Annotated in this window: 15 protein-coding genes; 11 read left to right on the top strand and 4 right to left on the bottom strand. The window is 37.7% G+C overall.

Annotated features, from left to right (window positions below; translation table 11 throughout):
- Positions 1-36 precede the first annotated feature (36 nt).
- On the bottom strand, positions 37-1194 hold the full coding sequence (locus FLEMA_RS69900; protein WP_044171936.1) for a helix-turn-helix domain-containing protein: 1158 nt from the start codon (positions 1192-1194) through the stop codon (positions 37-39).
- Between the two features lie 513 nt (positions 1195-1707).
- On the opposite strand from FLEMA_RS69900, the gene FLEMA_RS0124755 reads away from it, so the two are divergent.
- Positions 1708-4644: a sensor histidine kinase gene (locus FLEMA_RS0124755; RefSeq protein ID WP_026996120.1), complete on the top strand. Its 2937-nt coding sequence runs from the start codon at positions 1708-1710 to the stop codon at positions 4642-4644.
- Between the two features lie 78 nt (positions 4645-4722).
- Positions 4723-5484, top strand: coding sequence for a LytR/AlgR family response regulator transcription factor (locus FLEMA_RS0124745; protein ID WP_044171934.1), 762 nt, complete (start codon positions 4723-4725; stop codon positions 5482-5484).
- A 35-nt stretch (positions 5485-5519) separates the two neighbouring features.
- Here FLEMA_RS0124745 and FLEMA_RS69895 read toward each other — a convergent pair whose 3' ends face one another.
- On the bottom strand, positions 5520-5996 hold the full coding sequence (locus tag FLEMA_RS69895) for a hypothetical protein (protein WP_044171933.1): 477 nt from the start codon (positions 5994-5996) through the stop codon (positions 5520-5522).
- A 439-nt stretch (positions 5997-6435) separates the two neighbouring features.
- Here FLEMA_RS69895 and FLEMA_RS0124705 point away from each other — a divergent pair, with 439 nt between their 5' ends.
- The 8 genes from FLEMA_RS0124705 (at position 6436) to bioA (ending at position 16753) form a co-directional block, all read left to right on the top strand.
- Entirely contained in the window at positions 6436-6954 is a 519-nt protein-coding gene (locus FLEMA_RS0124705) for a gluconate 2-dehydrogenase subunit 3 family protein (protein WP_229359446.1), read from the top strand.
- A gap of 84 nt (positions 6955-7038) precedes the next feature.
- The gene (locus FLEMA_RS0124695; RefSeq protein ID WP_026997814.1) at positions 7039-8751 is read left to right on the top strand and encodes a GMC oxidoreductase; all 1713 of its coding nucleotides are present in this window, start codon (positions 7039-7041) and stop codon (positions 8749-8751) included.
- A 376-nt stretch (positions 8752-9127) separates the two neighbouring features.
- Positions 9128-10051, top strand: a complete 924-nt coding sequence (locus tag FLEMA_RS0124680; protein WP_026996119.1) for an HNH endonuclease family protein — start codon at positions 9128-9130, stop codon at positions 10049-10051.
- 136 nt (positions 10052-10187) lie between these two features.
- Positions 10188-12524, top strand: a complete 2337-nt coding sequence (locus FLEMA_RS0124670; protein WP_026997813.1) for a M1 family metallopeptidase — start codon at positions 10188-10190, stop codon at positions 12522-12524.
- 347 nt (positions 12525-12871) lie between these two features.
- On the top strand, positions 12872-13324 hold the full coding sequence (locus FLEMA_RS0124650; RefSeq protein ID WP_026996118.1) for a GNAT family N-acetyltransferase: 453 nt from the start codon (positions 12872-12874) through the stop codon (positions 13322-13324).
- 89 nt (positions 13325-13413) lie between these two features.
- Positions 13414-14565, top strand: a complete 1152-nt coding sequence (locus FLEMA_RS0124640; RefSeq protein WP_026996117.1) for an aminotransferase class I/II-fold pyridoxal phosphate-dependent enzyme — start codon at positions 13414-13416, stop codon at positions 14563-14565.
- A 194-nt stretch (positions 14566-14759) separates the two neighbouring features.
- Complete coding sequence (gene bioD / locus FLEMA_RS0124630) at positions 14760-15380, top strand: dethiobiotin synthase (RefSeq protein ID WP_026996116.1); 621 nt, start codon at positions 14760-14762, stop codon at positions 15378-15380.
- Between the two features lie 11 nt (positions 15381-15391).
- The gene (gene bioA / locus FLEMA_RS69890) at positions 15392-16753 is read left to right on the top strand and encodes an adenosylmethionine--8-amino-7-oxononanoate transaminase (protein WP_144080112.1); all 1362 of its coding nucleotides are present in this window, start codon (positions 15392-15394) and stop codon (positions 16751-16753) included.
- 259 nt (positions 16754-17012) lie between these two features.
- Here bioA and FLEMA_RS69885 read toward each other — a convergent pair whose 3' ends face one another.
- Entirely contained in the window at positions 17013-17837 is an 825-nt protein-coding gene (locus FLEMA_RS69885) for a universal stress protein (protein WP_044171932.1), read from the bottom strand.
- A gap of 461 nt (positions 17838-18298) precedes the next feature.
- Here FLEMA_RS69885 and FLEMA_RS0124575 point away from each other — a divergent pair, with 461 nt between their 5' ends.
- Entirely contained in the window at positions 18299-18910 is a 612-nt protein-coding gene (locus FLEMA_RS0124575) for a HupE/UreJ family protein (RefSeq protein ID WP_026996115.1), read from the top strand.
- A 53-nt stretch (positions 18911-18963) separates the two neighbouring features.
- Here FLEMA_RS0124575 and FLEMA_RS69880 read toward each other — a convergent pair whose 3' ends face one another.
- Complete coding sequence (locus tag FLEMA_RS69880; protein ID WP_218918537.1) at positions 18964-19680, bottom strand: SGNH/GDSL hydrolase family protein; 717 nt, start codon at positions 19678-19680, stop codon at positions 18964-18966.
- Positions 19681-20559 lie beyond the last annotated feature (879 nt).

The following is a 20559-nucleotide window of genomic DNA, read 5'->3' as shown; positions in this document are numbered from 1 at the left end:
AAGTAGACGTTCGTTTTTATAGGGAAGTACAAAACCCTACGCTGAATTCCTAAATTGAGAGGGTGTTTGCCCAACAATTTTTTTGAAAGCTGTATTAAACGCAGATTTTGAATTATAGCCTACTTGCTCGGCAATTTCTTCGATTTTGAGATGGGATTTTTCGGGTGAACGAAGTAGTTTCTTAGCTTCCGATATACGAAGTTGTGCAGTATAGTCAAAAAAGCTTTGTCCCAAACTTTCATTCAAAATCTGAGATAAATGATGAGGCGACACCGATAGCCTTTGGGCAAGCCAAGGCAAGGAAAATACATCGGTCAAATAGGGTTTCTCTTGCTCGATTAGGCTGTTGAGGCGTTCTAGGGTTTGGTCTTGTATTTCGTTAGTCAATGACGACTTTTCATACTTTCTTAGGGGCTTAGTGGGGTTTTCGGTAAAGAAAACAGATTGACGAATAACCGAAAAACTAATAGTGTATATCACCAAGGTAATATGTGCCGAAAGAATATGGTCGCCCAAATCGCTTGGAAATGTAAGCTTAATAATAAGATATATCAATACAATGGAGGCAAATGAAAGTAACTGTGTTCGACACCAACTAAGCTTTTGATTTTGTCGTGACCATAATGAAAGTTGCTCCTGATGAAAGGCCCTTTGTAGTAATACAAACCCTAAACAAACATACAAAAGCATTTGCCAAAACATCAAAACATTGACATATTCTCGAATACTAAAAAACCAGCCATATTCCCTCGTAGAGTCCTTGATAAACGTTAGCTCGGGATGGTACGCATCGAGATACGAATTATAGCGGTATTCGACAGGTAAATGATAGATATAGTAAATCATGCCTGCCAAATAGCAAACAAAAGGAATAAAATGCAGTAAATCGGTAGTTGAAAATTTTTCGGATAGATAGCTTTTGACATATAAAAAAACAAACGGAGCAATAACAAAATTAAGCGGCTCGGCAAAATCAACCCAACGGAGTGTTTTAAACATATAGTTGGTATAGCATAACAGTACTTCGAGGGTACATAACGAAACAGCCAACAAAAAAAGCCCTAAATAGCGGTGTGCAATGATATTGCCTTTAGGTATAAAAATAAAGAAAAATGCCAAAAAGAAACCCTGAACAATACCCAAGAGGATGATTATTGCAAAAAGGTCGATTTGGAGAGGATAATTTTGTAACATTTGCTCAAATAAGTTTGATACAAAAATACAGAAAAAGGACAGTTTCGCTAATATCGATACATTGGGCTATTACCAAAGAACAAAAAACGGTGTGGATATAGCCAAATGGTGCTTTGGTCGAGGCAAAATAGGTTTTGATAAATTCTCATACAAAAATTTGTCGGCGATTTGTTACCATTGTAAGTACAAGGTAAGTCTCATGTGCGTATTTGATAAAGCCAACTTTCTTGGGGTTGGCCAATCCTATTTCTAGGTTTTGTAAAAAACAAAAATAGGTATGCAGCGTATATCAAGCATAAAGCTAATGAGTGTGTTAGAATTTTGTAAAAGAAGGTTTCATTGGAGACCTTCTTTTGTTTTTATATATTGAAGCTGTTTAAATTAATGAGAAGTTAATAAGGTTACTCAAATAGGGTCAAACCTCCAGAAATACTACTCAGAAGCAAGAAATTTTTCTCGCAGGCTAATTTATAGGTTAGTTACAAAAGTTTAAACAGCTTTATTCCCAACAATATGAATACCATTCGATATTACATAATATTGCTAGTACTTTGCTCGTGCTTGTGGGTACAGGCACAAAACCCTGTATATAGAGTTATCAACAACCTGAATGGCCTTTCTAGCAATACGATATATAGTGTTTTGCAAGATAAAAAAGGCTTTGTCTGGGTAGCTCACGACAAAGGGCTGAGCCGTTACGATGGCAAAAGCTTTGTGCATTATGAAAGCATAGCCAAGCAGGGGCGTTCGTTGTTCAATTTGATAGAGTATCAGAATGTTATTTATTGTCAAGATTTTGCAGGAAACTTTTATTATACTTGTCACGATAGACTTATTCAAGAGCCATCTTTGATATGGAAAGGTGGTTTTATGCCTTCGGCTATTATCAATACCCAGCAACTAATGAGTTGTATTGCCGATACTTTGCGAATATTTGATTTACAAACGAAGAAAATAAAGAAAATTAAAATCAAGGACTATTTTAATTGGGGAATTAGTGCTTCTAACAACCATTTGTTAGCCCTTTGTGCCAATGGCTTATACAAAACCGATGGTGTTAAAGGAACATTTATGCCTTTAAATACCTACAACTCATTTTTTATTACCGCTACCTCTAAAGAAGTTTATGGAATTAGTAAAAATCATTACCCTTATATTAGGCGGCTATTGCATGGGGGGCGGCCTGTCGAGGTACTAAAACCTAATATCTTCGTTCAAGATGTTGTAACATTAGCTGATGAAATTTGGGTTTTGACATCGAGTGGTGCCTATTGCTTTGACCATGACTTCAAGCCCAAATATGGGGGTTTTTGTTTTTTTGAAGGAGTTAGTATTAGCAAATTGATGAAAGATCGTGAGGGGTGTTATTGGTTTGCTACTCTCAACAGAGGCATTTTTTTTGTGCCTAATATCAGCTTTAGGCTGTACCAGTACCAACAGTTAGAATTAACCGCCCTAGCCGACTACCAGCAAGGCGAAGGGGTTTTGATTGGCACTGAAACACAAAAGTTGTTAACCTTTGGTAAGCAACGCCAATTTCAAGTACTGTTTAATGACAAGGCCTCCAATCATGAAATAATCTCTATTTTTGAAGACGAAGCTAGCCACGAACTTATGTTTTGTAGTAATAGATTGGTGTTGCTTAATCGCCACTATGGCGTAAACAATATCCTTGAAATGGCGGCTAAGAGTATTACCAAAATTCAAGAAAATTTATATGCTGTAGCTTATTCTGGAGGGGTGTATCTGCTGAATCGTTCATCTCAAAAAATGGCAGTACCACGCTGGTTACAAAATACCAAGCACGAATCCTATATAGCTGCCAATAGCCTTTATGCTCTTACTCAGAGTGCTGTACAAAGTAGGTCGAGGTATGTGGCTTTTAGTGCCTCCGATACCACTTTGTATGTGGCGACTATTATGGGTGTTGCGTATTTTTCGCCCAAAGGACAAGGCTTTATTACGAACAGAGGTAGCCATATTTACGGCTCTCAAATTATAACCGAAGGCCACAATACTTATGTGAGTACCTTTAGTGAGGGGCTTTTGATATTGCAAAACCAAAAAGTAATAAGACAGATTTCTCGGAAAGATGGTTTGGCTAGTAATACAATTTATCGTTTTAAAAAAGACCAACAAACTCTGTGGCTCTTGGAAGAAGGAATGCTACAAGCATATCATTTACCAACTGGGCGGACAATGAATTATAGTAGTATCGATGGCCTTCCTCGTGCCGAAATAAAGGATATTGCTGTTGGAAAACAACAAGTGTTTTTGGCTACAACCGATGGGCTTGCGGTATTTGATAAGCACATTCCGATACGCAATACAACAAGGCCGTTAATATCGCTTACTAAATTTACGGTCAACGACCAGCTCAGAGATTATAATGGCCCATTAGAGCTGAATGCTGACCAAAATAGTATTGGTATTTATTTCTCGGTGCTAAGTTTTAAAAGTGAAGACGAGCTAAAAATCAACTATCGTATCAATGAAGGAAAATGGCTGAGTTTGCCTGCTCAGTCTCGAATGCTGAGCTTTCCGTCATTGTCGTTTGGGAGCTATCGCCTCCAAATTAGGGTATTTAACGAAGATGGTTTGATGACCAAACAACCCCTCGAACTTCAGTTTCGGATCAATGCTCCTTTTTATTGGCAGGGCTGGTTTATTGGACTGGTTTTGATACTTTTGACCGTCATTATTTACAGCTATTTTCAATGGAGAATCAATGATATTAAGCAAAAAAATCAGTTGATTGCCGACAAACTACAGTTAGAACAAGCCGTAAAACAAAGTATATTGACAAGCATTAGAAGCCAGATGAATCCCCATTTTTTGTTCAATGCACTCAATACTATTCAGGCATATATTTATACCAACGACAAGGAAAATGCTTCAGTGTATTTAGGGAAATTTAGCGAGCTTACTCGGCGTATCCTAGATATGAGTAATAAAGATAGCGTACCACTGAGCGAAGAAATTAAGTCGCTAACCCTATACCTCGATTTAGAAAAAATCCGCTTTGAAGATTTACTGTCCTATACCATCGAAATAGACCCCGATCTACAACCCGACTTTGTGTATATTCCCCCGATGCTGATTCAGCCTTATGTCGAAAATGCAATCAAACATGGACTGTTACACAAACGTGATAATAGGCAAGTATTGCTTCGTTTTAGAAAAGAAATAGATTGTTTGCTTGTGATTATTGAAGACAACGGAATAGGCCGAAAACGCTCGGGCGAGTTGAAAAAGTTAAAGGAGAAAAAACACGAAAGCTTTGCTATTTCGGCCAATCAAAAGCGTTTGGAGATTCTGAACCAAGGGGCAAAATATAGCATTATGATGGAAATTATTGACAAACAAAATAATTTGGGCGAGGCAATGGGTACGCTTGTCAATATCAGAATCCCATTGATGAAGTCATCGGCCAATGTTTTGGTCAAGTAAAAAAGGTATTTCCTAAAACATTAAATGGTACTAAAATCTTACTTTACTACCTTTATTACAGACTTATTCTGAAATCCTATGAGCATTATCTTAAAAAGTATTATTATCGACGACGAACCTAAAGCTAGAGTTCTACTGAATGCCATTATTGAGCAATATTGCCCCAATGTTCAAATAGACGCTCAGTGCAGCGACCTGCCGTCGGGCATCAAAGCCATCAAAAAATATAAACCCAATTTGATTTTTTTAGATATAGAAATGCCTGGTCATAGCGGCTTAGAATTGTTAGATTTTTTTGATGAAGACGAAGTCGATTTTGGTATTATTTTTACTACTGCCTATAACGAATATGCCCTTCAAGCCTTCAAATTCTCGGCCATTGATTACCTGCTCAAGCCTATTCAGCATACCCAACTGGTAGAAGCTGTTGGGCGTTTTACCAGAAAACAAGAACATAACCAAAATCAGCAATTAAAAGCCCTACAACAAAACTTGAATGTAGCCAAAACATGGGAGGAAAAAAGAATTGTTGTGCCTAATGGGCAAAATTATAAGTTGCTTAATCCAGCCGAAATTGTGATGATTAAAGGCGAAGGGTCGTACAGCGAAATACATCTATTAGACGGGAGCAAGATTTTGGCTAGCCGCAACCTCAAGCACTTTGAAGAAGTATTATGGCATATTCCCTATTTTTTTCGCTGTCACAAGTCGTATATTATCAACCTTCACGAAACCCTAGAGTTTGTAAAAAGCGATGGAGGCTACCTAAATCTACGTGGCGGTATTATAGCAGGTATTTCGCCCGAAAAAGTAGATGAGTTTTGGGAAAAATTAAAATAGCCTATCCACAAACGGAAAGGCTATCGAACAATTGATTATGTTGTTATGAGTGCGGGTTGGGCCATAAATGATAAATCCAATTTGATATGTGGCAAAAGTTCTTCTTCAAGCATATTAGCCCATTGTGTCATGTACAACACCACATCTTCACGATTGTTATGCTTCAGGCGATTGCGACGCTCTAATGGAATACGTGCCAAAATACGTTTATCGCTCAAACGCTCTAGGTTTTGTAAATCGGTGGTAGTTAAGCCATGATTGAGCATATCTGCAATCAATAAATCCATCGGTAAACCGCTCGTTGGACAGTATTCTTCTACTTGTTCACGCCAATCTCCTCTGCCTTGCATAGCAAATTGGTGAATTTCGGCTTTGGTAAGCTGTGTTAATTCCTGAGCCAAATTTCCACAATTACAACTACCCATGTGTCCCCATTGATACGCTGTGCCACCCGCCAACTTTTGTGCCGTACGGCGAAGTGCATGAATTAATTCTGCATTTGCATGTGCCATGATATAAAACAATTTTGAATGAAACCAACTTCTGTTATTGCTGTAACCAAGTGTACGTTTTTTTGTTTGAGAAATTTTAGCATCTTTCTCGGTAATGGGTTCACTGGTTTAGCTAAGCTAAAATTGTATTGAATATAACGAAAATTAGTATTCTATTCAAGTAGTAGGCTTAGTAAAACCATAAATGACTCGTATTTAGTACGTGTTAAGAAGGATAGAAATTTAACCGAAAATGTGTAATTTGTGAATTAGACCTTGGTATAATAAGTCGCTAATATTTTTTTACCAGCTTTTAAGATAAAATAGTATTATAGTACTATCTGGTATTGGTTTGATATACCTAAAAGAAGCTTTTTTTAAGTAATTTTTTTTCAAAAGAGAATTCTCATAAAAATACAATTTCAATAGCATTTGATAAAATTATAAACCCCATAATCGAATGGAAAGACGTAGTGCCTTAAAGAATATGGCAATGATGCTAGGAGGGCTAGTAGCTCTGCCTGATTGGGCCAACGGGTGGTCAAAAAATACCATTGTACCCAATACTTTATTATCAGCCAATGCAAGTGGGTTATTGACCGAAATCGTTGAAACGATTATTCCTGCTACTGATACGCCAGGAGCTAAAGCATTGGGTATCGACCAATTTATCCAAAAAGTGATAGCCGACTGTTACAGCAAAACTGTACAAGACAATTTTGCCAAAGGACTTGCAAGTATAGAAGCTACTGCTAGCAAAAGCTTTAGTAAACCTTTTGCTAGCCTAACAACACCGCAGCGTATCGAGCTACTCAAAGGCTACGAAACAAGTACCGACCACGACAAGAAAGAGTTTTATGGTTTGGTAAAAGGCTTGACTATTCGAGGTTACCTTAATTCTGAATATGTAATGACCAATATTACTCATTACGAAATGGTACCGGGGCATTTTTATGGCTGTGTGCCAGTAAAAGGCTAATAAGTTTGTACGTTGCTAGGAGGGTATTGCCTTCTGTGATATTTTCAGAAAACTATCCAAAAAAATTAATTATATACTACCGAAATGAGTAACTTCAATATAGATAGTGCCAAAGCTCGGACGTTCGATGCCATTGTGGTAGGTTCGGGTATTAGTGGTGGCTGGGCTGCCAAAGAACTAACAGGCAAGGGCCTGAAAACATTAGTGCTGGAACGTGGACGAGATGTACGCCATGTGGTAGATTACCCTACTACGATGATGCAACCATGGGAGTTTGAACACCGAGGCCAATTACCCTTCGATGTAAAACAAGAAAACCCCATAGTAAGTAAATGTTATGCTTTTTATGAAGGAACAACACAGTTTTTTGCCAAAGATAAAGAACACCCTTATATTCAAGAAAAGCCTTTTGATTGGATTCGGGGCTACCAAGTAGGTGGAAAGTCGTTGCTTTGGGCTCGCCAAACACAGCGTTGGAGTGACTTCGACTTTGAGGGCCCAGCTCGTGACGGTTTTGCCGTAGATTGGCCTATTCGTTATAAGGACTTAGCACCTTGGTATAGTTATGTCGAAAAGTTTGCAGGTATTTCGGGCAATAAAGACGGGTTAGATACCTTGCCAGATGGTGAGTTTTTGCCTCCTCACGAAATGACTTGTGTAGAAAAATATTTTAAACAACAAGTTGCCAAAAATTATAATGACCGTCACTTTATTATAGGACGGGCTGCACATATTACCCAGCCAAAGCCTATTCACCTGCAACAAGGCCGTGGACAATGCCAGCATCGTACTATTTGTGAAAGAGGCTGTCCATTTGGAGGTTATTTTAGTAGTAATTCATCTACTATTCCTTGGGCTATGAAAACTGGCAAAATGACTCTTCGCCCGCATTCTGTTGTACATTCTATTATTTATGACGATAAAAAAGGGAAAGCCGTCGGAGTTCGTGTGGTAGATGCCAATACACACGAAATGATTGAATATTATGCTCGTATCATTTTTGTAAATGCGGCGGCTCTTAATACTAATTTAATTTTACTTAATTCAACGTCTAATCGTTTCCAAAATGGTCTTGGTAATGATAGCGGTGTTTTGGGTAAATATGTAGCTTTTCATAATTATCGTGCCCGAATTTCGGGAGAATACGACGGTATGCTCGACTCCACTACCGACGGCCGTCGTCCAAATAGCGGTTATATCCCTCGCTTTAGAAATGTTTATAAACAAGAAACAGACTTTTTACGGGGGTATGCAGCGGGCTTTGGTGCTAATCGTATCGAGTACCGTAGCAATGATGGTATTGGTGAAGATTTGAAAGCCAATTTAGGAAAAGTAACGCGTGGAGGCTGGAGCGTGGGCTCGCACATGATGGGCGAAACAATTCCGAAGGAATCAAATTATGTAGCTCTGGATAAAAGCCTCAAAGATCCATTCGGTATTCCTCAGTTGAGAATTGCTGTAGGTTATGACGATAACGATGAGAAAATGGTGAAAGATTATCAAGAACAAATGACCGAGATGTTCACCAAAGCTGGTTTTACTAACATCAAATTCAGCGATTCAAAACAGGCTGCTGGTTTGGATATTCATGAAATGGGTGGGGCAAGAATGGGTAAAGACCCTAAAACGTCGATTTTGAATAAATGGAATCAGGTACATGCTTGTAAAAATGTATTTGTAACCGATGGTGCGTCTATGACATCTACCTCAACCCAAAATCCATCTTTGACTTATATGGCACTTACTGCTAGGGCAGTAGATTATGCCGTAAAACAAATGAAAATGGGTAATTTATAAGCTTATCCAAAAACACTTTTTAGCCCAATACACTGGTTGTATTGGGCTTTTTGTTTTGTGTAGACTTATGGCGATTAGCGGTTTTTATGATTACATTTGTGTATAGTAAAAAGATAGTTTTTGTCGTTTATAACAGATAAACAACCGACCAATATGCCTCCAATAGCACTAAAATCCTTTCATATAAAAAATTACAAAGGTATCATAGACACGAAAGTCGAGAATATCCCATTGGATACACAATGGATTTTTTTGACAGGTGAGAGGATACTTACAAAGAAGTTTTGTTTCATGACCAGTTAGATAAGCAAATAGATGAATTTTTGACAGATGATAGAAAGCAAGAACTGTTAGACCTATTAAAAGAAAAATAATTATGCGGAAAGTAGTTAAAGACTTAAATAATATACCTGCATCATTAGTAAGTAAAGAGGCTATAGACAGTTTACAAAATATTATTGATACAAAAGATAACAGCTTGATAAAATCTGACATTTATAGAGGGAAATATCTTAAAACAGATGGAAGCAAAGGAGATGAAGTTGTAGAAAAGTTAGCTGAAATATATCATGGGAAATGTGCTTATTGTGAAGAACGAACTCTAATATACATAGAACATTACCGCCCGAAGGGGAACGTACAAGGTTCAAGACATGGCGGATATTATTGGTTATGCTATGAATGGAGTAATTTACTACCAGCTTGCCATGAATGTAATAAAATTGGAGGAAGTAAAGGAACTCAATTTCCTGTAAGTAACAAACACCTGACTCATGCTGATTGTCTAACCAATAATCAGAAAATTAACCCTGTAAAAGTAAAAGCTGCCTATCTCAACTCAAAAGAAGCCCCTTTTTTACTTCATCCAGAAATAGATGAGCCGAAAGAATTTCTAGCATTTGAGATTGATGCTAATAAAAACGGGGTTTCTATAATAGGGATTGATGGAATAGGAGGTAGAGGTGATAAAGCGATTGGTATTTGTAATCTTAATCGACAACCTCTTTTGTTAAATAGGTTAGACTACATAAATAACTATGTAAATACTGAAATCAAAAAGATATTTGCAAAGCTTTCTAAAGGGAGCATATCCAAAGAAATGTTTAGAGAAGAGATGAAAGAATTATTTCAAAAATTGGATAGTCATAAAACAGACGAGAAAAGGACATTTACTTTACTGAGATGGTTCGTCATGGAAAGTGCAGACAATTTCCATAAGCTTGCCATTTCAAATCTACCAAGAAATGAACAAGAAGTTGCCCTTGCTTTTTTCAAAGCCTACAAAAATGGTACATTATAGTTTGGAAGTCTACCAGAAATCTACTCAATTCGCTCAATTCCTGACTTTGCCAGCCAAATAGCATACAAAAACCAACTGTATAAAACAGTTTTTTTGTTAATTTCGTCAAAAACAATTTTTCACCAACAAATCGAACATGAAAAAAATACTGTTGATTTTTTCTGGCTTGGTTGCTTTTTGTAATGCTAGTAGTTTGGCACAACAAGCAAACCCTTACAATGGCAACAAGCGTTTTGAACAATTGGGTACAGAACTCCCAACGCCCAATACCTATCGTACCGCATCAGGTGCTCCGGGTAAGGATTATTTCCAACAACGAGCAGATTATGATATTAAGGTAGAATTAGATGATATTGCTCGCAAAATTACGGGCTCTGAAACAGTAACATATTACAACAATTCGCCAGATGAATTGCCCTACCTTTGGCTACAGTTAGACCAAAACCTATTTAAGGAAGATGCTATCGGAAATACTACCAAAACAGGTGGTATTGGCCCTCAGGCTAGTACGGCTCAGTTCAAAAACTTGACCGACCCCAAAAAATATGGCTACAATATTACTTCAGTACGTGATAGTAAGGGGGCTCCTCTAAAATACACTATCAATAATACCATGATGCGTATCGATTTGCCAACACCTGTAAAGGCTGGTGGTAGTGTTTCGTTTGCTATTGATTGGAATTACTTGATTACCGAATATTATGGTCGCTCTGGTTATGAGTTTTATGCAAAGGATGGTAATGCCAACTATTTTATCGCTCACTGGTTTCCTCGTATGGCTGTGTACAACGATGTTTATGGCTGGCAACACAAGCAGTTCCTTGGTCAAGGTGAATTTACGTTGAACTTCGGTAACTACAAAGTTGCTATTACTGTACCCAACGACCACGTAGTTGGTGCTTCGGGTGAGTTACAAAACCCTACACAGGTACTTTCGGCCGAACAACAAAAACGCATGGAGAAAGCAAAAACTGCTACTCGACCAGTGTTGATTGTGTCACAAGCTGAAGCCGAACAAGCAGAAAAAGGTAAACCTACGGGTAAAAAAACGTGGATTTATAAAGCCGACAACGTACGTGACTTCGCTTTTGCTAGTTCTCGTAAATTTATTTGGGATGCTATGCAAGTAGATGTAGAAGGTAAAAAAGTATGGGCTATGTCGTTGTATCCAAAAGAAGGGAATCCTCTTTGGGGACAATACTCAACAATGGTGGTTGCACATACTTTGCGTTCATATTCAAAACATACCGTTGCGTATCCTTACCCTGTAGCATATTCTTGTCACGCTACATCGGGTGGAGGTATGGAATACCCAATGATTTCGTTCAATGGTGGCCGTCCAGAGGCTGATGGTACATATTCTGAAGCAACAAAGGCTGGGATGATTGGCGTAATTATTCATGAGGTGGGCCACAACTTCTTCCCAATGATTATCAATTCTGACGAACGTCAGTGGTCTTGGATGGACGAAGGGTTGAATACTTTCTGTCAATATTTGGCCGAACAAGAATGGGACAGAGATTTCCCTTCTCGCCGTGGCGAAGCTCAGTATATTGTTCCTTATATGAAAACAGACCCTACTCAGCAAGTACCAATTATGAGTAGCTCTGACAATATTATGGCTTTTGGGCCTAATGCTTATGCCAAGCCTGCTACAGCCTTGAATATCTTGCGTGAAACGGTAATGGGTCGTGAATTATTTGATGCTGCTTTCAAAGAATATGCTCGCCGTTGGGCTTTCAAACAACCTTATCCTGCTGATTTCTTCCGTACTATGGAAGATGCCTCTGGCGTAGATTTGGACTGGTTCTGGCGTGGTTGGTTCTATGGTGTTGAGCCTGTAAACCAATCGATCGAAAATGTAGAATGGTTTGGCATCGATAACCTTTCTCCAGAAAAGAAAAACGAAAAAGCAAAAGCAGATGCCGAAGCAAAACGCCAAACCATGAGCAATATCCGCAACAAAAAAGATATTCCTCAAACTGTCGTAGAAGCTAACCCCGATATGCGTGATTTCTATAACAGTTACGACCGTTATGCTACTTCAGAAGCTGATAAAAAGCGTTTTGAACAAGCTACCGCAGGGCTTTCGGACGAAGAGAAAAACTTGGTACAAAGCAATAAAAACTTCTATGTGGTAAACCTAAAAAATAAAGGAGGGCTACCAATGCCTGTAATTATCAAAATGGTGTTTGAAGACGGAACAAACGAAGTAGTAAGAATTCCAGCAGAAATCTGGCGTTTGAACGACAAAGAAGTGAAAAAAGTAATTCCTACCGACAAAAAAGTAGCTAAATGGGTACTTGACCCATTCTTAGAAATTGCTGATATTGATACTGAGGATAATGCCTTTCCTCGTGAGCCAGAGCAACCTTCTCGTTTTCAGGTATTTAAAGCTCAACGCCCTGCACAACCCAACCCAATGCAACAACAAAAGCAAGCAGGTGCAGCAGTACAAGGTGCCAAAAACTAATAATGACACCAAGTATTTGAGTTAACAAAAAAGACCTTGTCAGCACACCGACAAGGTCTTTTTTGTTGTAATCCTATAAAAAAAAGTTGCTCAAGCGGAAACCACTTGAGCAAGCCTAGTAAATAGTTCTACACCTATTGAGGGCAAAGTTATTACATATTAATGGAATAATCAACAAGGAAAGTGAAAAAAAAGAAAAAATTATTACGAATAATCCAATGGTGTACTTCAAAGTAGAATAAATACTATTAAGCGAAGATGTTTGTTGGAATACTAATAACTTTAAGGGCGTATTCAATGAGTATGACATCGCTTTATTTCATTTTTTTCAAAATTTTATCATTTTTATGAAGATTATTCAAGCAACTTTTGAGCATCTTGATATTATTACGCCTGTATTAATAGCTTATCGAACTCATTTTGGGCAAGAAGCCAACGAGCTTGCCACTCACCAGTTTTTACAAGAAAGACTACGACAGAACGATTCCGTTATTTTGTTGGCCATAGACGAAGCCTCGAATCGTGTAGCGGGTTTTACACAGTTGTACCCTTTGTTTTCTACCCTCAAGCTACAACGGGTATGGTTGCTAAATGATTTATTTGTTTCGGCCGATTTTAGAAAAGGAGGAGTTGCATCTTTGCTAGTAGAGGCGGCCTATCAATATACACTTCAGTCGGGGGCGTGCTGGCTTACCCTAAAAACAGATGTCGAAAATGTAAAGGCTCAGGCTCTTTATGACAAACTGGGCTTCCAAAAAGATAATGACCATTTCTATTATTATCTTCATAGCCAAAGGTAATAACTAGCTTTGCACCGTATCCATCAGGTTTTGTTGTTATATTTGTGGTTATTAACAAAACAAAAAGTTATACAGAATAGGTTGATACTGTGAATAAGCTCGATACTTTTTTTCTAGAAATATTACAAAAACGAAAAGACCAATCGCTTTTTCGTTCTCTTAGAACAGCCAATAGCTTAATAGATTTTTGTTCTAATGATTATTTGGGTTTTGCCCGTTCCCAAAATCTGGAAGAGCGTATCCAACAAGAAACCAACAAGCTAGTTGCCGACGGTCTGCATTTGATTGGTGCTACAGGTTCACGATTATTGGCGGGCAATTATGCCTATACCGAAAGCCTCGAACAAAGTATTGCGGCTTTTCATAAAACCGAGGCTGGACTTATATTTAATTCAGGATACGATGCCAATGTGGGTGTTTTGGCAAGTATTCCACAAAAGGGTGATTATTTGATTACCGACGAGCTTATTCATGCTAGTATGATTGATGGTGCCCGCCTGAGTTATGCTACCCGCTATAAGTTTGCTCATAACAATATTGACGATTTAGAGAAAAAAATAAAAAACTGCCTCAGTCAGGCTGCTGATGCTCGTATTTTTGTAGCTGTAGAATCGGTGTATTCTATGGACGGTGATACGGCCCATTTAGCTGAAATAGCCCAAATTTGTGAGCAATACAAGGCTCTGCTAATAGTAGATGAAGCTCATGCTACGGGTGTTTTTGGCAAAAATGGTTGGGGATTAGTCAATGAACTCAATCTCGAAAAACAAGTTTTTGCCCGAATCGTAACCTTTGGCAAGGCCCTTGGCTGTCATGGTGCGGTGGTATTGGGAAGTCGTTTATTACGAGATTATTTAATCAATTTTGCAAGGTCGTTTATTTATACAACGGCTGCTCCATTACATACGCATGTTAGCATAAAATGTGCGTATGACCTTCTTGCTTCTGGCGATTTTACCAACAAACGCCTTCATGAATTAATTAAATTTTTTAAACAAAAAGCTGAAACACTTGGCAACTATGAAACCATAGATAGCTGGTCGGCTATTCAATGTATTGTGGTACCGGGTAATCAACATTGCCGAGCGGTAGCTGCAACTTTACAAGCCAATGGCCTCGATATTCGGCCTATTGTGTCGCCAACAGTGCCAAAAGGAAAAGAGCGTTTACGTATTTGTATTCATCAGTACAATACAGAGGAGGAAATAGAAAAGATTTTCGACATTATTCGTTCAATATAAGTAAGAGCGAGCCTTAAAATTAAACAATTGTGTACCATATAATTGTTGATATTAGTAACTCAACCTCATTTGTACTTTACATATTCAGCTTTTGGACATAAACAGGCATATCTATTTAAGTATGTTTTGTTTGTAAAAAATGTATTCGGCTGGCACATCCAAATTAATAGGAACATACCATTAACTAAATATTTATGAAAAAACAATTGATTGTAGCAGGAATAGGAACTGAAATTGGTAAAACTTTTATTTCAAGTATATTGGTGGAGGCTCTGCAAGCAGATTACTGGAAGCCTATTCAGTCGGGAGGGTTAGAGTTTTCTGATACAGACGTAGTAAAAAGTTTAATTAGTAATAAGAAATCTGTTTTTTTCCCAGAAGCATATCGCCTCAACGAACCATTGTCGCCTCATGCTGCTGCGGCTCTCGACGGTATCACTATAGAATTAGCCCAGATTAATTTGCCTCAAACCAACAATAATTTGATAGTAGAGTTGGCAGGTGGATTGATGGTACCTCTCAATGACAATACTTTGGTAATAGATTTAGTACAAAAATTAGGTTTGCCTGTTGTTTTGGTTTCCAAAAATTATTTGGGAAGTATTAATCACACGCTTCTTTCTATAGAGGCACTTCGGGCTAGAAATATTGCTATTGAAGGCATTATTTTCAATGGTATTAGTAATGTTTCTACCGAAAGTTTTATTTTAAATTATGCAAAAGTAAAGTGTTTGGGAAGAATAGCCTCACAGGCCGAAATTGACCAAGCAACTGTTTTGAAACTAGCCAATAGTTTAGCCGACAATGGGCTATAACTTTTCTTGTTATGCAAAAAGATTTTTCTATTGATGAGCATTTGGAATACCCCGTAGAAAACGTGGAAAATCCTGTGATTACTTCCATGAGCGAGCGTGATGCAAAATCTGTGTGGCATCCTTTTACACAGCATTATACAGCACCTTATTCTATTCCTGTAGTAAAAGGGCAAGGGGCGTATTTGTTTGATGAAAATGGCAAACGTTATATCGATGCAATTGCCTCTTGGTGGGTTAATTTACATGGGCATGCTCATCCATATATTGCTCAAAAGGTAGCCGAGCAGTTTTTACAACTCGAACAAGTGATTTTTGCAGGGTTTACACATGAACCTGCTATTTGTTTGGCCGAACGGCTGTTAGATATTTTACCCAATAATCAGGCCAAAATATTTTATTCCGACAACGGATCTACGGCTGTGGAGGTGGCCTTAAAAATGGCGATTCAGTTTTTTCATAACCAAGGGAATACTCGGAAAAACAAAATTATTGCCTTTGCCAATGGATACCACGGCGATACCTTTGGTACTATGGCTGTAGGTGCTAAAAGTGCATTTAACGCTCCTTTCGAGCCTTTTTTGTATGAAACCTTGTATTTGCCTGTACCCACAAAAGGCCATGAAACTAGGGCCTTGGAGGCTATGCAAGAATATTTGCAAAATGCCGACGAAATTGCCGCCTTTGTATTCGAGCCTTTGATTCAGGGGGCGGGCGGAATGGTTATGTATGAACCAGGTGTTTTGAACGAGCTAATTGCTTTGGCCAAAGCCCATGGAGTATTGACTATTGCCGATGAAATTATGACGGGTTTTGGGCGAACAGGCAAGATGTTTGCTACCGATTATATCGAACATAAACCCGATATATTCTGTTTGTCGAAGGGCTTAACGGGTGGAGCAATGGCTTTAGGTGTAACTTCGAGTACGCAGACTATTTTTGAGGCATTTCTATCTGACGACCGTCGAAAAACTTTATTCCATAGCCATAGTTTTACGGCAAATCCTTTGGCTTGTACTGCTGCGTTGGCTAGTTTAGATTTGTTGCTATTGCCCGAAACACAGGCTCAAATACAGATGATTCATCAAAGCCATCAGTGTTTTAAAGAGGTTTTGCAAGAAAAATATGGCAAGGCAATTGCTGATGTACGCATTAGAGGTACTATTTTGGCTATCGAAATTCAAACGTCGGAGGGTACGTCGTATTTTAGTAATATCAGAGATACAGCTTATAATTTCTTTTTGGAAAAAGGAATACTTATGCGTCCTCTTGGGAATGTAATTTATTTATTGACACCTTATTGTATTTCAGAAGAGGACTTACAATATATCTATACAGCAATAGAGGAGTTTTTGCAGCATATTCAAGCAAAATAGTGTCATCCCGAGTATTTAGAATAAAGAAGGCGGTCGAAAAACTAATTTCGACCGCCTTCTTTGATTAATAGTCAATAAATGCCTAACAATTATGTACATTTTTTAATAAATACTAACAAGAGGTTTCTATTGTCAATTATCCCAAAATGCGGGATGACGCATATTTTTAGGCACAAAATCTTACGTCTTTATTACTGCAAATTATACATAAAGAATAATTACTCAATCGCTATTCACTCAATTCGGGACGACTCATGTTTTAGCACTGAAAAGTAAGAACTGGCAAATGTGAGCTAATAATAACTTGCTTTGATTTGCTAGGATCTATTAGTTGGCTCAAAAAATTACGATGATGAGCCGCTAATACAATGAGGTCGGATTGATGTGTGGCAGCAGCCCTAAAAACACCTTCTGTAACGCTGTCGGCCGTGATAGTATCAATCACAAAGTTTTCTTTGACAAAAGCCGTATTAATTTGGTCGATAAACTGTTTGTCTGACTGAATATCAGGTTCAAAAGAAGCGTTTACCTTGGTAAGATTTACTTCAGCCTTGAGCTTATGTGCAATCTCAAAAACTTGTGAAAGAATATGGTTTTCATCAAATTCTAATTGGGTAGCATATAAGATTTTTTCAATAGCTACTTTTTCTACTTGATGAGGAATGGCTAATACAGGAATTTTAGATTTGGCTGTGATATGAGCAGCGTTGCTACCTATCAGTTTGTTAAGAAAACCACCCGAACCTGTTCTGCCCATTACCAATAAATCAATATCGTATTTCTCAATGGCATCGAATACCCCCGATACCACATCATTCAATTCTAGGATAGCCTCACATACTAAGCCAGCCTCTTCTACCTGATTGGCCAAAGGCACAAGCTTGGCTTGGTAGGCATCGTGCTGTTCGTTGAGCGACTGCTGCATGATTTCGGCATTGGCATATATGCCTGGTTCTACAAAGCGAGGCAAATAAGTATGAATAATATAGATTTTTGCTTGGTAAGCTTTACCCAACAAAATAGCATATTGTAATGCTTTTTCGGCATTCTCTGAATAGTCGGTAGCAATAAGGATATTGTTCATGGTTTGTATATGAGATTTATTTGATACACAAAAGTAACTTTTATCTCTTGGCTAAGAGGTTATAAATATCAGCTTTTTTCCTGAAGTTTCTCAGCAAATCATAGATGGTTTTTGTAGTAAATACTTGATTGTTAATTGATTGTAAAGTATAAATCAAGCGGGGGTTAAAACATGAACATTTGAGGCGAAACGTAGTAGCTTTTGTCCTAAAAATCGCTTTTTTAATATGGATACACCCATCAACACTTTGAATAAAAAACTTTTTACGACACCAATGAACATCTACATTTAGAGGAAAATCAATGCAGCATCGAGCAACAATAGCGTATATTATTTTTCAAGATTTTGTTTTTGCCAATAGTGTTCAAAACGCATCGTTACTTTGTTAGGGAAATTGCATTAAATTTGTGGTTAATATTCATACTCAAACAAACTATTTAATCTTATTTAATAACTGTCTCATGTCTGATTTTTCATTATTCCTCCAGCTTGGTTATCAACACATTACCGATGTTAAAGGCTACGACCATATTTTGTTTGTAATAGCTCTGTGTGCTGTTTATAGAATAAGCGATTGGAAAAAAGTAGCTGTTTTAGTAACGGCTTTTACGATTGGGCATTCGATTACATTGGCTCTTGCTACGCTACAATTAATTACCTATCGTACCGATGTTATTGAATTTTTGATTCCCATAACGATTGTATTAACCTGTATTCTCAATTTTTTTCATAAATCAACAGACATCCGCACAGCCAAAGAAGCATCGTCTAAACTACGTTATCCAATGGCAATGTTGTTTGGTTTGATTCATGGAATGGGCTTCTCCAACTATTTGCGTAGCCTACTCGGAAAAGAGGAGAGTCTTTGGAAACCCCTATTGGCATTTAACTTAGGCTTAGAAGTGGGGCAGTTATTGATTGTATTGATAGCCTTAATGGTAAGTTTTATCGTTTTAGAAATATTCAAGGCCAAAAAACATGACTGGACATTGATACTATCAGGAGTTGTAGCTGGCATATCACTAACACTCATCGTTAATGCCGATTATTTTGCAGAGCTAACAGGGCAGTAGCCATTACCAACATAAGGCCGTAATTTATTGATGTTACGGCCTTATGTTGATAATTATTTTTTCAAAATCCCCTTGGCAGCATCCAAGGCTTGGCTTGCCCACAAAGCATACATTTTGCCCGAAAAATGCAACTGGTCAGAGGCTATCATACTTGGGTCGCCATTGTGTGTGCGTGATATTTGGGTAATGTCAATATAAACAATACCCATTTTTTGGCATTCTTCCAATGCAACTCTATTAAAAGCGTCTATTTCATCAGCAATCTTATTTCTGTTCAAGGTGCTAGCAAATGGCGTTACCCCCCAATCAGGAATCGAAAGAACCATTACTTTTTGGGCATTATTGCCTGCAAAACGAGTACTAATAACAAGCAGCTCTCTAAACTGTGTTCGGTACTGTTCCAAGCTACGGCCTCGGTACTGGTTATTAACACCAATCAATAGCGATACCATGTCGTATGTTCCTGTCAAATTTCTGGACTGAATCCCAAGCATCAATTCGTCGGTAGTCCAGCCTGTTCTAGCAACAATATCGTGTTGTGTAATTTGAAAATCACTGCTAAGTAGCTTGATAAGCTGAACGCTCCAACGGTCGTTTTCGGGTACACTTTCGCCAATGGTATAGGAGTCGCCAAGGGCTAAAAAAGTTTTGGGTAAAATAGGGTTGTTCATAGGATTGGGTAAAGTGCTAGGCATAACCGTAGATGGTTCGGTATTAGCACATGATAGACAGGCTAATATATAAAAAAAAGAAATAAATTGTCGTGACATTTTGAGGAAGAATTGAATGTGATAAGATTCAATAAACTACGGAATAACTAAAACCTTAGATGTATCGAATTGTTTTGGATACGATTACATCCGTTGGGTTGAGTATGTTAAAAAATGGAGTGTTTGAAAGTATTTTATGAAACACATCAATAGCATATAGTTGATTGATAAATCAACTATATGCTATTGATAGATAGGGTAAGGCTCTATAATTTGCGAAGAAACCAAAGAAATAAAAAAAAACGTTTAAAAAGTTAAAAAAAAGTGATACATCAGCAATATGATTTTGGCATGATTTTGGCTTATATTAAAGAGGTTTATTATTAGACATAATCATTAAAAAATTAAGGAATCCGTAAAAGTACAATGCCGCAAACATTCTTGTACAATTTTATAGGATTCAAAGTATGTTAGAATCTGCGGTTGTTCGCCGACAACAACAGAGCCATAATTTAGTTTTAAGATGTTTATTACTGTATGATTGTTACCAAAGCCGCTTCATAATTTTGTAACAAATCATAGGAAAATACCTCAGCCGCCCCAGAGATATTTCCATAAAAAACTATCATTTTTTTGTATTGTTTTGCCTAAGTAAGGAACGCCACCTTGCCTTCAAATCAAATTTTCAGTAGTTAAAATCAAAAAAAACAGGTTTATCATTCAAGACTTCCGCCCGCTAACAGTCTTGAGCTATTTTAGCTTTGTATATCCTAGCTGTCTTTGATGTAAAAAGATTATAGTCATGCTGTTTTATATGCCAACAAAACGGGTTTTCTTGCTATAGTTTTTTTAGTAATTACTATTCGTATTTCCCGCCAAATTTCTACGAGCTAATTGCATCAATGCAGTTATCAGTTCAGTTTGTGTTCAAACTGGAAT

It is taken from the genome of Flectobacillus major DSM 103, from assembly GCF_000427405.1.
Taxonomy (GTDB): Bacteria; Bacteroidota; Bacteroidia; order Cytophagales; family Spirosomataceae; genus Flectobacillus; species Flectobacillus major.
This window is presented reverse-complemented; position numbering and strand designations above follow the sequence as displayed.